Source organism: Mesorhizobium escarrei (genome assembly GCF_935825525.1).
GTDB lineage: Bacteria > Pseudomonadota > Alphaproteobacteria > Rhizobiales > Rhizobiaceae > Mesorhizobium > Mesorhizobium escarrei.
Genome location: NZ_CAKXZT010000112.1, coordinates 1 through 13628 on the forward strand (window position 1 = coordinate 1; position 13628 = coordinate 13628).

Here is a 13628-nt window from a genome sequence, read left to right on the forward strand (position 1 = left end):
CAAAGCCCTCACAGGGGGAGAAGGGAAAACCAACAGCTCAAGCCGCCTTGTCGCGGACCTGGTAATCCTTTACCGCGGCGAAGCGGATCGCCTTCCAGCGCTCGGCCTCGTAGTTGAGCGAGAAGGCGTGCTGGGCCAGGAACACCGGATCGTTGTCGAGGTCGCGGGCGATGTCGCCGCGATGCGCCTCGATGAAGCGATGCATCTCGGCCTTGTCGTCGGCCGATATCCAGCGGCAGACCGAAAAGCGCGACATCTCGAAATCGACGGGCAGCGTGTATTCGATGCTCAGCCGCTCCTTCAGCACGTCGAGTTGCAGCGCGCCGACGACGCCGACGATCGCCGGCGAACCGTCCTCCGGCGAGAACAGTTGCACAACGCCTTCCTCGGCCATCTGGTGCAGCGCTTCCTTCAGCTTCTTGGCCTTCATCGCGTCGCCGAGACGGACGCGGCGCAGGATTTCCGGCGCGAAATTCGGCACGCCGCGAAACAGGATCTCTTCGCCCTCGGTCAGCGTGTCGCCGATGCGCAGCGTGCCGTGGTTGGGGATGCCGACGACGTCGCCGGCAAAGGCCTCGTCGGCGGTGACGCGGGTGCGGGCGAAGAAGAATTGCGGCGCCGACAGCGACATCGGCTTTCCCGTGCGCACCAGCTTGGCCTTCATGCCGCGCTCGAGCTTGCCCGAGCAAACGCGGACGAAGGCGATACGGTCGCGGTGGTTGGGATCCATGTTGGCCTGGATCTTGAAGACGAAGGAGGTCATCCTATCCTCGGTCGCCTCGACCTTGCGGGTGTCGGCCTCCTGCGCGCGCGGCGGCGGCCCGTAGGCGCCAAGCGCCTCGATCAGGTCGCGCACGCCGTAGTTGCGCAGCGCCGAACCGAAATAGACCGGCGTCAAATGACCATCGCGGAAGGAATCGATGTCGAGCGGACGGCAGGCTTCGCGCGCCAGTTCCAGCTCCTCGATGAAGGCCTCGCGCTCGTTCTCCGGCAACAGGCCGGCGACGCGGTTGGAATCGGGACCGTTGACCGGCGTGCGCTCCTTTTCCGCGTCGCCCTTGCGCACGGCGTTCAGCGCCAGGTGGTATGTGCCGGAAAAGGTCTTGCCGCGGCCGATCGGCCAGGTGATCGGCGCGGTGTCGAGTGCCAGCTTCTGCTCGATCTCGTCGAGGATCTCGAACGGGTCGCGGCTTTCGCGGTCCATCTTGTTGACGAAGGTGATGATCGGGATGTCACGCAGCCGGCAGACCTCGAACAATTTTAGCGTGCGCGGCTCGATACCCTTGGCGGCGTCGATAACCATGACCGCCGCATCGACGGCCGACAGCGTGCGATAGGTATCGTCGGCGAAATCCTCGTGACCGGGCGTATCGAGCAGGTTGAAGACATTGTCCTCATACTCGAAGGTCATCACCGAGGTGACGACCGAAATGCCGCGCTCGCGCTCGATCTTCATCCAGTCCGACCGGGTCTGGATGCGATCCTTCTTGGCCTTGACCTCGCCGGCAAGCTGGATGGCGCCGCCGAACAAAAGCAGCTTTTCGGTCAGCGTCGTCTTGCCGGCGTCCGGATGCGCGATGATCGCGAAAGTGCGGCGGCGCGCCACCGCGTTCGTGATGTCTTCAGCCAATTTATGGAATCCCATGTGGTGCGCGGGCTTCTAGCAGCGCTTTTGCAGCCTGTCGAACAATTTTGGGCAGATGGCCGGCCTTGAGATAGGTCCGCCGCAATGGCATCAACAGAGGCGGTTCGACAAAGGTCCATCCATGAGCGCAGCCAAGCACGTCATTGTTGTCGGCGCCGGCATCATCGGCGCCTCCATCGCCTGGCATCTGGCGAAGGCTGGCGCGAAGGTGACGGTCGTTGCCGACAGCGGCGCCGGCGGCGTCGCCACGCCGAATTCCTTTGCCTGGATCAATGCCATCTGGGGCAATCCAGAGCCGTATTTCCGGCTGCGTACCCGTTCGATGGCGGAATGGACGCGGCTTGCTCATGACGTGCCCAGCATTCCACTCGCCTGGTGCGGCGGCCTGTGCTGGGACCTGCCGCCGGCCGAGTTGGAGGCCTATGCCGTCGAGCACTCTGCCTGGGGCTACGGCATCGAGCGCATCGACCGCGTGGGAGCCGCGCGTATAGAGCCCTGTTTGACCGAGCTTCCCGATTTCGCGTTGCATGTCGCGGAGGAAGGCGTCGCCGAGCCGGTCGCCACCACGCAAGCACTGCTGGCCGACGCCGAGCGGCTTGGCGCGCGGGTGATGGCCGCGACAGCCGTGACCGCGTTGGTGCGGGCAGATGGCAGGGTTACCGGCGTGGATACGTCAGGCGGACGGATCGCTGCTGATGAGGCGGTAATCGCGGCCGGCGCCGGCTCTCCGGCAATCGCTGCGACGGCCGGGCTAAAACTGCCGATCGAGACGTCGCCCGGCCTGATCGTCCACTCACGCCCCTACACGAAGCTGCTCAACGGCCTAGTGATCGGAGACCGGCTGCATATGCGCCAGACTGCCGAGGGCCGTATCATCGCCGGTTCGGATTTCGGCGGCGCCGATCCGGGCCTGGATGCCGAAGCCACCGCTCACGAGCTGTTTGCGGCGATGGCGAGCATGCTGCGCGGCGCCGACGGGCTGGAATTGGATTTCCACACGGTCGGCTATCGGCCGACGCCGATCGACGGCTTTCCGATCATCGGACGGGCTCAAGGCGTGAGCGGCCTTTATGTCGCGGTCATGCATTCCGGCATTACGCTGGCGCCAGCCGTTGGCCTGTTCGCCGCCCAGGAAACCCTGGACGACGCGCGCGATCCGCTACTTGAGCCCTATGGGCTGGCGCGGTTCACTCAATAGCCGGGCGGACGGCGAAAACCGCCGGTTAGCGGCGCTATTGCCCTCGCGATGCCGAGCAGCCGCGATTCGGACCAGCGGCGGCCGACCAGTTGCAGGCCGATGGGCAGGCCGTCGCGGTCCTGCCCGCAAGACATCGACAGTGCGGGGTGGCCGCTGTAGTTGAACACCGCGCCATAGGCCGGCAGCATCCAGTAGCTCTGCTCCCTGTCATCGACCTTGATCGGTGTTCCCGGCTCGCAATGCGGAAAGGCCGTGGTCATGGCGACGGGGCAAAGCAAGACATCGCAACCTTCAAAAAACCGGTCCCACGCAAGGATTGACGAGTCGCGGCGGGCGAGCGCGTCGAACCAGCGCGAGACCGGCGTCGGTTGTTCTGGCGGCTCTGGCTGCGCAGCCTCCAGCATCATGCCGATCAGCGCGCCGCCTTGCGTCAGATCGTCATGCAGGTCGAGCGTCGGGAGTCTTGCTTCCTCGACGGCCGCGCCCGCAGATTTGAGTTGCTCGGCCAGATTTTCCACCGCGGCCCTGATCTCGCCGGCCACCGGAAAACCCGGAAAGGCCGGCGCGAAAGCGATGCGCAGGGTCTTGAGATCAAGCTTCGGCATGTCCTCGACCGGCACCGGCGCAAGGTCGGCGTCGCTACCGTCCGGTCCTGCGATGATCCCCAGGATCAGCGCCAAATCTTCGACGCTGCGTGCCAGCGGACCAATGCAGGACATCAGCCGCACGCTGCGCGGCGCACCAGTGGGGTCGGGAAAAGCGCCGGCCAATGAGACGCGATGCTCGGTCGGCTTGAGGCCATAGACGCCGCAGAAGGCGGCCGGCAAGCGGATCGAATCCTGCATATCGGTGCCGAGCTCGAATGGTGTCATGCCCGTGCAAAGTGCTGCCGCCGCCCCCCCGCTGGAGCCGCCGGCGGTGCGCTGGAGGTTCCACGGATTGCCGGTGCGGCCGAATAGCGGATTGTTGGACTGCCAGTCGGCCAGCATCGTTGCGACGTTTGTCTTGCCGACCAGCACGCCGCCGGCCGCCTTCAACCTGAGAACGACCGGGCTGTCCTGCCTGGCCACATAGTCTGCAAAGGGCGGGAAGCCGACCGTGGTCTTCATCCCCAATGTTTCGTGCGTGTCCTTGAGCGTGAACGGCACGCCATGCAGCGGCCCGAGGGCGTCGCCGCGCGCCTGGGCTTCGTCGGCTTTCTTCGCTCGAGCGCGAGCCCCTTCCCTGTCGAGCGTGACGACTGCGTTGACCGCCTCATTGTGCCTGTCGATCTGCGCCAGATGCGCGTCCAGCGCTTCCACGGCGGAAATCTTGCGGTCGCGAATGGCGGCAGCGAGTTCAATAGTCGAGGAAAAGACGAGGTCCATGACGAATGCTCCGGCTTGCTAGCGGCGCCAGCCTCACCAAATGGCGGACTACGGCGCGTCTTCAAGCAGAACTCAGCATTCGAGGACAGGCGGTGCTTGATCGGAATTGCGCTGCGAGGGTCTGCTGAGGGGGCGCTGTCCCGCGATGTTGCCGCGATAGCAAGGATCTACACGGCCAGCGCCAGCCTTACCGGTTCCGGCGCAAACGGACGAATGGTCATGCCGTCTCTGGTAATGGTGACGAAGCTAGAGGGCGGGATCGGCTGCCAGTCGCCGCCGTCACGGTCGAAAGGCTCCGACATAAGGCATCGCCCGCCGCCATTACCGAAGGCGGAGGTGTAGAGCGTCGGCGCGTGGGCATCGGTCGCATAGCGCACCGCATGGAGCGATTCGCCGTCCGACAAGGCGGCGGTAAGTCTCAGCGCCGGTTCGAAGCCGGCGCGGCGCGAGGCGTCCATAACGCGGCTGGTGGCGCGGAGAACAGCGCCCTCCGGATCACCCGACAGTCCTTCGTCGATCATCAGGAGAAAGAAGAGTTCGGAATCGGTGGTGCCTTCGCGCTGGGCGAAGCCCGCGTCGGAGAGCGAATTTTCCAGCGCGCGGCGGATTCTTTCGAAGCCGCCGATCTGGCCGTTGTGCATGAACGACCAGCGGCCGGCAGTGAAGGGATGACAGTTCATGCGGCTGGTGGCGCCGCCGGTCGAGGCGCGCACATGGGCAAGGAACAGGCTGGACCTGATCTGGCGGCACAGGCTCTTCAGATTGGGATCGGACCAGGCCGGCAGGATGTCGCGATAGAGACCCGGTTCGGGCCGGTCGCCGTACCAGGCGAGGCCAAATCCATCGCCATTGGTCGGCGACTTGGCTTCCTGGGCGCAATGGCTCTGGGCGATCAGCGAATGGCAGGGTGCCGTGACAATGTCTTCGAGAAAGACCGCTTCGCCAAGATAGGCCGCCCACCGGCACATCGGTTAATCTTCTCAGGCGCGATCCATGAGAGCCGCAGGCTCCTTGATCGCGTGTGTACCTCTGTTGTGCGTGCGCTCATAGAGCTCGCGAACGATTCGGCTGGCCGTAGTCTCAAACAGAAACGGCAAGAAGGCGTGAATGAGCGCGGCGAACGCTGCCATCAACAGACGCGAGCAGAACCACGCCGCGAAGGCCATGTGGCTGAAATAAGTCTCCCCCACCTTGGCCGGGTGAGAGGTAAAGAGCCTTGCAAGCGGTGTCGTCATGGTGGTCCCTCCTGCCGGGATAAGCCCCGATGCTGAGTATTCTGACACGAAGTTTTGATTGATCGGTCCCAAAATATCCTTGTGTTCGGCCAGTTGTTGGGACAAGCATCCCATATGCCGCTGGAAATCGATGAGATCGACCGAAGATTGCTGGCCGAGTTGCAACGCGACGGCACATTGTCGGTCGACCAATTGTCGCAAAGAGTGTCGCTGTCGCGCAACGCCTGCTGGCGCCGGGTCAAGCGGCTGGAAGAAGACGGTGTCATTACCGGCCGGGTGGCGCTGGTCGATGCCGACAAGCTCGGCCTCGGCCTTTCGGTGTTCGTCCTGATCCGGACCTCCAATCACGATCCGGACTGGCTGCAGAAATTCCGGGCGGCGGTGACCGGTCTTCCAGAGATCACCGGCGTCTACCGCATGTCCGGCGACCTCGATTATGTGCTGCGTGCCCGAGTCGCCGACGTCAAGGCCTATGACCGGCTCTATCAGCGGCTGATCGCCAAGGTGGCGCTGTCGGATGTTTCGGCCTCTTTCGTCATGGAGGAGATCAAGGAGACGACGGTCGTTCCCGTAGAACTGCGCTGAAACGGAACTGCGCTGAAAGAAAGCCGTTGATAGCCCAGCCGCCGAGTTGACTGAACCGGCATTGGTAGCGATAGGATCAGCCTCATGCGCGCAGCCCTCTACACTTCCTCCGTCATCGGTCCGGCCGTCGGCTTCGTCAGGCTGCCGCATGGCGAAGGCCTGCCGCTTCCCGCCTATGAAAGCCCGGGCGCCGCAGGCATGGATCTGCGCGCCGCGGTCCCCGACGACCGGCCGCTGCTGATCCTGCCGGGAAAACGCGCGCTGGTGCCGACCGGACTGATCCTGGAGATCCCGGAGGGCCTGGAAGGCCAGGTCCGACCGCGCTCAGGCCTAGCCTTTAAGCATGGTCTCACCTGCCTCAACACGCCGGGCACCATCGACAGCGACTATCGCGGCGAGGTCAAGGTGCTGCTGATCAATCTCGGCGACGAGGATTTCGCGGTGACGCGCGGCATGCGGATCGCCCAGATCGTCTTCGCCCCGGTGACGCAGGCGACGGTCGAGGAGCGCAGCCTGGCCGGCGGCACGGCGCGCGGCTCCGGTGGCTTCGGATCGACCGGCACCGCCTGATGCTTTGGCCCCTACCCAAACTGGTCATCTTCGATTGCGACGGGGTTCTGGTCGACACCGAGAACCTGGCCAATCGGCGCCTCGCCGAATGGCTCAGCGCTGCCGGCTATCCGGCGAGCTTCGAATATTGCCGCAAGAATTTCTCCGGCCGCAGCATGGTCTCGGTGCAGAAGGAAGTCGAGGCGACCGGAGTCAGCCTCGGCGCCGATTTCGTCGAACGCTGGAACGCCGGCCTGCCGGACCTGTTCGCGCATGGCGTCGAAGCCGTCCCCTATGTCAGGGATTTTATCGAAGCCGTGCACGCGGCCGGCATCGCAACTTGCGTCGCTTCATCGGCACGGGTGTCTAAAATGCACATCACGCTCGGCCAGACCGGACTGCTGCCGCTGTTCAAGCAAGCGCTGTTCAGCTCGACAATGGTCTCGCGCGGCAAGCCGTTTCCCGACCTGTTCCTGCATGCCGCAAGCACGATGGGCTTCGCGCCCGCCGATTGCATCGTCATCGAGGACAGCGTCGCCGGGACGTTAGCCGGCATTGCCGCCGGCATGCGCGTCTACTCCTACCACGGCGACCCGCACTCCGACCGCGACGGCCTGACCGAGGCCGGCGGCGTCCTGTTCGACGACATGCGCGAACTGGCCGGGCTGGTGCCGATCCACTGATCTGATATCGAGCTGCTTCTCCGGGTGTACGCCTCGGTCGTCCGTATCAGCTTTCGAACGCTCGACAGTGCGAGGCGTCAAGGGGTCCGACGCATTGGACAAATTGGCAGGAAAGAACGCCAATCGCTTCTGAACCAATCGCATTCGTTTGCCCGGCGCGCGACGGCGGGATAAAATGCGCTTCGCACTCTGGGGAGCATCCATGGACAAGGGCAAAATATTTCGCCACCTGCACAGCTCGATCTTCGTCATGCCCAATCCCTGGGACGTCGGCACGACGAAACTGCTGGCATCCTTCGGTTTCAAGGCGTTGGCAACGACCAGCGCCGGCTTTGCCTTTTCGCGTGGCCTGCCCGATGGTGCGGTGAGCTTCGAGGCGATGATCCACCACTGCCGCGACGTGACTGCGGCGACCGGCCTGCCGGTCTCGGCCGATCTCGAAAAGGGCAAGGGCGACAGCGCTACAAGTGCATCCGAAACCATCTTCGCGGCCGAAGCGGCAGGCCTCGCCGGCTGCTCGATCGAGGACCACACCGGCGAGCCCGAGAAGCCGATCTATGATTTTTCGCATGCGGTCGAGCGCGTCGCCGCTGCAGCCGAGGCGGCGCGGGCGCTGAAGCACGATTTCGTCTTCACCGCGCGGGCCGAGAATTTTCTATGGGGCAAGCCCGACATCGACGACACGATCAAGCGGCTGCAAGCCTTCGAGAAGGCCGGCGCCGACGTGCTCTACGCGCCAGGCCTCGGCGATATCGAGACGGTGCAGACCGTCTGCTCGGCGCTGACCAAGCCGGTCAACGTCATGGTCAGGCCCGGCTTCACCATCGCCGATCTTGCCCTGGCAGGGGTCAAGCGCATTTCGCTCGGGCCCTGGCTGACCAATTACGCCTTCGGCATGCTGGAGACGGCGGCGCGTGAGATCCAGCAGGACGGCACCTTCGGCTTCACCCACGCCGCCATGCCGTTCGGCAAGCTGCAGGCGTTGTTTGCCGAACCCAACGCATGACGCTCAGCGTCGTCGACATGCATACCGGCGGCGAGCCGCTGCGGATCGTCACCGGTGGCTACCCCAGGATTCCTGCAGGCACGATCCTGGAAAAACGCGCCTATGTGCGCGACCACCTCGACCATCTCAGGAAGATCCTGATGTTCGAGCCGCGCGGCCACTACGACATGTATGGCGCGCTGCTGGTGGAACCCGACCTGCCCGGCGCCGACCTCGCCGTGCTGTTCATGCACAATGAGGGCTATTCGACGATGTGTGGCCACGCCATTGTCGCGCTCGGCCGCTACGCCGTCGACGAGGGGCTGGTGGCGCGGCAGGAGCCGCTGACGACGGTCAACATCGAGGCACCGTGCGGGCTGGTCCTGGCCTCGGTCGAGGTGCAGGACGGCAAGGCCGGGGCGGTGTCGTTCGAGAGCGTGCCGGCCTTTCTGTTCGCCCGCGACCAGGAGAGCGAATTGCCGGGCTTCGGGGCGATCGGCTTCGACATCGCCTATGGCGGCGCCTTCTATGCGCTCGCCGATTGCCGGCAGTTCGGGCTGGAGTTCGGCAACAGCCGCGTGCGCGATTTCGTCGATGCGGCGACGGCGCTGACGGAGAAGCTGAAGAAGGAATTCCCGCTGTCGCATCCCGACCATGCCGACCTTGCCTTTCTCTACGGCACCATCCTGACCGACGGACAGGACGTATTCTCCGATAGCCCGACCAAGAACATCTGCGTCTTCGCCGAGGCCCAGGTCGACCGCTCGCCGACCGGATCGGGCGTCACCGCGCGGCTCGCGGCAATGCATGCCAAGGGCGAAATCGCCGGCCAGACGCGGCTGTTCGAGAGTATCGCCGGGTCGCGCTTTTCCGGCCGCGTGGCGAGGACCGCGAAAGCCGGGCCGCATGACGCCATCATCGCCCGAGTCGGCGGCCGCGCCTTCTACTGCGGCCGGGCCGAATTCATCGTCGAACCCAACGACGAACTGGGACGCGGTTTTCTTCTACGCTAACGCTGGGGCCCAACAAACGGAACCGAGCGTAACGCTGGGTACGCACCGGAAGCGCAACCGCCATTCGCAAGCCGGCATCACCAGAACATCAGCACCCCTAAGCCGCTTCCCGCGCCGAGATCGCCTTGTGCAAATGCACCATCATGGCGGCGGCGAACAGCGGCGTCAGAAGGTTGAGCAGCGGCACGGCGAGGAAGGCGGCGACAACCAGCCCGGCGAGGAACACCGTGACGGCATGTTTTTTGCGCAACGCCCGTGCCTCGGCCTCCGGGCGAAAGCGCATCGCGGCGAACTCGAAAAATTCGCGTCCCAGCAGATAGCCGTTGACGATGAAGAAGGCGGCGATGTTGATGCCCGGCACCAGCAGAAGCAGCAAGGCCACGATGTTGCCGAGGATAACGACGCCGAAAAATCTTATCGCCAGCACCATCGAGCGCAGTGCCGGCATGGCGCGGCCGGGCGGGTCATTGGGATAGTCGGTGCGCTCGACCACTTCGGCGACGTCGTCGAGAAACAGGCCGGCGATGATCGCCGTCACCGGCGCGATCAGCAGTGCCAAACCCAGCGCGAGACCGATCCCGGCGACGATGAAGCCCAGCCATCCGGCCCAGGACGGCAGGCTAGGCAGCCATGCGTCGATCCATGGCCAGGCCAGCCATTCGAACAGGCCCTCGATGGCGAACCACAGAGCGGCGAGCGCCAACAAGGTCAGGCCCAACGTCTTCACGAACACCGAGCGGAATTCGGGCGAGAACAACCGGCTGGCGGCGGCGCGGGCGGCGCTTGAGATCACGGCGCTTCCAATTCCATGGCTGATATCTCCGAGACAGGCGGAGACAGAACAAGACACGCACAGCGCGATGCAGTGCATCTGCCGTTCGACCAGATTAATAGATCCCGACCCTAGGCAAAGCCGCATCAAATCGCTAGACCCGCCCGCGGCCGGCGTGCCAGAAAGCCGGTGGTTTTCGCGGAGACATCATTGATGCCGAACTATGACGTGCTTTGTATCGGTAATGCCATCGTCGACATCATCGCCCAGTGCGACGAGGCATTTCTAGAGACGAACGGCATCATCAAGGGCGCGATGAACCTGATCGACACGAGGCGCGCCGAGCTGCTCTACAGCCGCATGGGCCCGGCCATCGAAGCCTCTGGCGGCAGCGCCGGCAACACGGCGGCGGGCGTCGCCAGCTTCGGCGGTCGCGCCGCCTTCTTCGGCAAGGTCTCGAATGATGCGCTCGGCGAAATCTACGCCCATGACATCCACGCGCAGGGCGTCGCCTTCGACACCAAGCCGCTCAATGGCGAGCCGCCGACGGCCCGCTCGATGATCTTCGTCACGCCCGACGGCGAGCGCTCAATGAACACCTATCTCGGCGCCTGCGTCGAACTCGGACCGGAGGACGTCGAGGCAGACAAGGCTTCGGGGGCGGCGGTCACTTATTTCGAAGGTTACCTCTGGGACCCGCCGCGCGCCAAGGAAGCGATCCGGCAGACGGCGAAGCTTGCGCATGCCGCTGGCCGCGAAGTGTCGATGACGCTGTCGGATTCGTTCTGCGTCGACCGTTACCGCGACGAGTTTCTGGACCTGATGTGCTCGGGCACCGTCGACATCGTCTTTGCCAACAGCCACGAGATCAAGTCGCTCTACCAGACCGCCTCCTTCGACGAGGCGCTGGCGCAGATCCGCAAGGACTGCAAGATCGCCGCCGTCACCCGCTCGGAAATGGGCTCGGTCATTGTGCGCGGCGACGAGACCGTCACCGTCGAGGCGACCAAAATCCGGGAACTGGTCGACACCACCGGCGCCGGCGACCTCTATGCCGCCGGTTTCCTCTACGGCTACACGCAAGGGCGCAGCCTGAAGCATTGCGGCGATCTCGGCTCGCTGGCGGCCGGCTTGGTCATCCAGCAGATCGGCCCGCGCCCACGGCAGAATCTGCGCCACGAAGCTGAGCAGGCAGGGCTGCTGTAGGCAGGCGCTCCTCAGGCCCCCGCCGTGTACGCGGCAATCGCCGCCATGTTGACGATGTCTGAGTCCTTGGCGTTGAGCGAGACGATCTGAACCGGCTTGTCCAGGCCGACCAGCAGCGGGCCGATGACGGTCGAGCCGCCGAGTTCCTGCAGCATCTTGGTCGAGATCGAGGCCGAGTGGAAGGCCGGCATGATCAGCACATTGGCCGGACCGGTCAGCCGGATGAACGGGTATTGCGCCATGGCGCGTGCGTTGAGCGCCACGTCGGCGGCCATCTCGCCGTCATACTCGAAATCGACGCGCCGCTTGTCGAGGATGCGCACCGCTTCCTGGACGCGTTCGGAGCGCTCGCCCTGCGGATGGCCGAAGGTGGAATAGGCAAGCATGGCCAGCCGTGGCTCATAACCCATGCGGCGGGCAAAGCCGGCGGCCTCCTCGGCGATGTCGGCGATCTGTTCGGCATTCGGCATGTCGTGCACGGCGGTGTCGGCGACGATCACGGTTCGGCCCCGCGCCAGCACGATCGAGGCGCCGATGACGCGGTGGCCGGGCTTGGCGTCGATGATGCGGCGGATGTCGTCGAGCGCCGTCGAGTAGTTGCGGGTGACGCCGGTGACGATGCCATCAGCATCGCCCAGCGCCACCATGCATGCGGCGAAATGGTTGCGGTCGTTGTTGATCAGGCGCTGGCAGTCGCGAAACAGGAAGCCCTTGCGCTGCATGCGCTCGTACAGATAGTCGGTGTAGACGCCGTTGCGGCGCGACAGCCTGGCATTGATGATCTCGATGCCTTGCTTGTTCAGTTCGATGCCGGCGTTCCTGGCGTTCTCCTTGATGATGTCATCGCGGCCGAGTAGGATGGCGGTGCCGAGCCGCTGGTTCACATAGGAGACGGCGGCGCGCATCACCTGCTCCTCCTCGCCCTCTGCGAAAACGATGCGCTTGGGCTGGCGGCGCACGCGGTCGTAGATGCGCTGCAGGGTCGAGGCGATCGGATCGCGGCGGGCGGAAAGCTCCTGCGCGTAGCGGTCGAGGTCGAGGATCGGCTTGCGCGCAACGCCGGAATCCATCGCGGCCTTGGCAACCGCGATCGGAATGGCCGAGATCAGGCGCGGGTCGAACGGCACCGGGATGATGTAGTTGGGGCCGAATTTCGGCCGCATGCCCTGGTAGGCGGCGGCGACGTCGTCGGGCACATCCTGGCGCGCCAATTCGGCGAGCGCACGCGCCGCGGCGATCTTCATGTCGTCATTGATAGTGGTCGCCCGCACGTCCAGCGCGCCGCGGAAGATGTAAGGGAAGCCGAGCACGTTGTTGACCTGGTTCGGATAGTCCGAACGCCCGGTGGCCATGATGGCATCGGCGCGAATTTCGGCGACTTCCTCCGGCGTGATCTCGGGATCGGGGTTGGCCATGGCGAAGATGATCGGCTTCTCGGCCATCGACTGCACCATCTTGGTGGTCAGCGCGCCCTTGGCTGAGAGGCCGAGGAACACGTCGGCACCGTCGAGCGCCTCGGCCAGCGAGCGCGCGTCGGTCTTGACGGCATGCGCCGACTTCCACTGGTTCATGCCTTCGGTGCGGCCCTGGAAGACGACGCCTTTGGTGTCGCACAGGATGATGTTTTCGGGCGCAAAGCCCATCGCCTTCATCAGCTCGATGCAGGCGACGCCGGCAGCACCGGCGCCGTTGCAGACCATTTTGGTGGTCTTCATGTCGCGGCCGGTGATTTCCAGCGCGTTGATCAGGCCGGCTGCCGAAATGATGGCGGTGCCGTGCTGGTCGTCATGAAAGACCGGTATGTCCATAAGTTCGCGCAGCCGCTGCTCGATGATGAAGCATTCCGGCGCCTTGATGTCTTCCAGATTGATACCGCCGAACGACGGCCCAAGGAAACGCACGCAATTGATGAACTCTTCGGCATCCTCGGTGTCGACCTCGAGGTCGATGGAATCGACATCGGCGAAGCGCTTGAACAGCACCGCCTTGCCTTCCATCACCGGCTTGGCGGCCAGCGCGCCAAGATTGCCGAGGCCGAGGATGGCGGTGCCGTTGGAGATGACGGCGACCATGTTGCCGCGCGTCGTGTAGTCGAAGGCGCGGCTGGGATCCTCGGCAATGGCGAGGACGGGAACCGCGACGCCCGGCGAATAGGCGAGGCTCAAGTCGCGCTGCGTCGCCATCGGCTTGGTGGCGACGATCTCCAGCTTGCCCGGGCGGCCCATGGCGTGAAATTCCAGCGCCTCCTGCGCACTGACGGAGGGGCCGTTGCTTTCGGTTTTCCTGGCCATGATGCTTTCGATTTCCTCACCCGTGCAGCACCTCGTTGAGACGGGCGCGATGCTTTCTTTTGTGGAACGTTCGGGATTAAGGCTACACTTCGCCGCTGT

At 64.5% G+C, this 13628-nt stretch carries 13 protein-coding genes; 7 read left to right on the forward strand and 6 right to left on the reverse strand.

Annotated features, from left to right (window positions below; genetic code table 11):
- Positions 1-37: 37 nt before the first annotated feature.
- Positions 38-1630, reverse strand: a complete 1593-nt coding sequence (locus NMG80_RS07205; RefSeq protein ID WP_254017474.1) for a peptide chain release factor 3 — start codon at positions 1628-1630, stop codon at positions 38-40.
- A gap of 136 nt (positions 1631-1766) precedes the next feature.
- Between NMG80_RS07205 and NMG80_RS07210 the strand changes: the two genes are divergently transcribed.
- Entirely contained in the window at positions 1767-2843 is a 1077-nt protein-coding gene (locus NMG80_RS07210) for an NAD(P)/FAD-dependent oxidoreductase (RefSeq protein ID WP_254017475.1), read from the forward strand.
- On the opposite strand, the gene NMG80_RS07215 is transcribed toward NMG80_RS07210, so the two are convergent.
- The 3 genes from NMG80_RS07215 to NMG80_RS07225 all read right to left on the reverse strand — a co-directional run bounded on the left by NMG80_RS07215 (position 2837) and on the right by NMG80_RS07225 (position 5445).
- Positions 2837-4210 (reverse strand): amidase, encoded by a 1374-nt coding sequence (locus NMG80_RS07215; protein ID WP_254017476.1) that lies wholly within the window; start codon positions 4208-4210, stop codon positions 2837-2839. The two genes, NMG80_RS07210 and NMG80_RS07215, sit on opposite strands and share 7 nt — an antisense overlap.
- 167 nt (positions 4211-4377) lie before the next feature.
- Positions 4378-5178 (reverse strand): class II glutamine amidotransferase, encoded by an 801-nt coding sequence (locus NMG80_RS07220; RefSeq protein WP_254017477.1) that lies wholly within the window; start codon positions 5176-5178, stop codon positions 4378-4380.
- A gap of 12 nt (positions 5179-5190) precedes the next feature.
- Positions 5191-5445 (reverse strand): DUF6356 family protein, encoded by a 255-nt coding sequence (locus NMG80_RS07225; protein ID WP_254017540.1) that lies wholly within the window; start codon positions 5443-5445, stop codon positions 5191-5193.
- 114 nt (positions 5446-5559) lie between these two features.
- On the opposite strand from NMG80_RS07225, the gene NMG80_RS07230 reads away from it, so the two are divergent.
- The 5 genes from NMG80_RS07230 to NMG80_RS07250 all read left to right on the forward strand — a co-directional run bounded on the left by NMG80_RS07230 (position 5560) and on the right by NMG80_RS07250 (position 9260).
- Positions 5560-6030, forward strand: a complete 471-nt coding sequence (locus NMG80_RS07230; protein WP_254017478.1) for an Lrp/AsnC family transcriptional regulator — start codon at positions 5560-5562, stop codon at positions 6028-6030.
- An 84-nt stretch (positions 6031-6114) separates the two neighbouring features.
- Entirely contained in the window at positions 6115-6600 is a 486-nt protein-coding gene (gene dut / locus NMG80_RS07235) for a dUTP diphosphatase (protein ID WP_254017479.1), read from the forward strand.
- Positions 6600-7262 (forward strand): HAD family hydrolase, encoded by a 663-nt coding sequence (locus NMG80_RS07240; protein WP_254017480.1) that lies wholly within the window; start codon positions 6600-6602, stop codon positions 7260-7262. Before dut ends, NMG80_RS07240 begins: the two co-directional genes overlap by 1 nt.
- Positions 7263-7464: 202 nt before the next feature.
- Positions 7465-8268, forward strand: coding sequence for an isocitrate lyase/PEP mutase family protein (locus NMG80_RS07245; protein ID WP_254017481.1), 804 nt, complete (start codon positions 7465-7467; stop codon positions 8266-8268).
- Positions 8265-9260, forward strand: a complete 996-nt coding sequence (locus NMG80_RS07250; protein WP_254017482.1) for a proline racemase family protein — start codon at positions 8265-8267, stop codon at positions 9258-9260. The genes NMG80_RS07245 and NMG80_RS07250 overlap by 4 nt, the downstream gene beginning before the upstream one ends.
- Before the next feature lie 97 nt (positions 9261-9357).
- Here NMG80_RS07250 and NMG80_RS07255 read toward each other — a convergent pair whose 3' ends face one another.
- The gene (locus NMG80_RS07255) at positions 9358-10053 is read right to left on the reverse strand and encodes a sulfate transporter family protein (RefSeq protein ID WP_254017483.1); all 696 of its coding nucleotides are present in this window, start codon (positions 10051-10053) and stop codon (positions 9358-9360) included.
- A gap of 192 nt (positions 10054-10245) precedes the next feature.
- On the opposite strand from NMG80_RS07255, the gene NMG80_RS07260 reads away from it, so the two are divergent.
- Entirely contained in the window at positions 10246-11238 is a 993-nt protein-coding gene (locus NMG80_RS07260) for an adenosine kinase (RefSeq protein ID WP_254017484.1), read from the forward strand.
- Between the two features lie 11 nt (positions 11239-11249).
- On the opposite strand, the gene NMG80_RS07265 is transcribed toward NMG80_RS07260, so the two are convergent.
- Positions 11250-13529: an NADP-dependent malic enzyme gene (locus NMG80_RS07265; RefSeq protein ID WP_254017485.1), complete on the reverse strand. Its 2280-nt coding sequence runs from the start codon at positions 13527-13529 to the stop codon at positions 11250-11252.
- Positions 13530-13628: the final 99 nt, after the last annotated feature.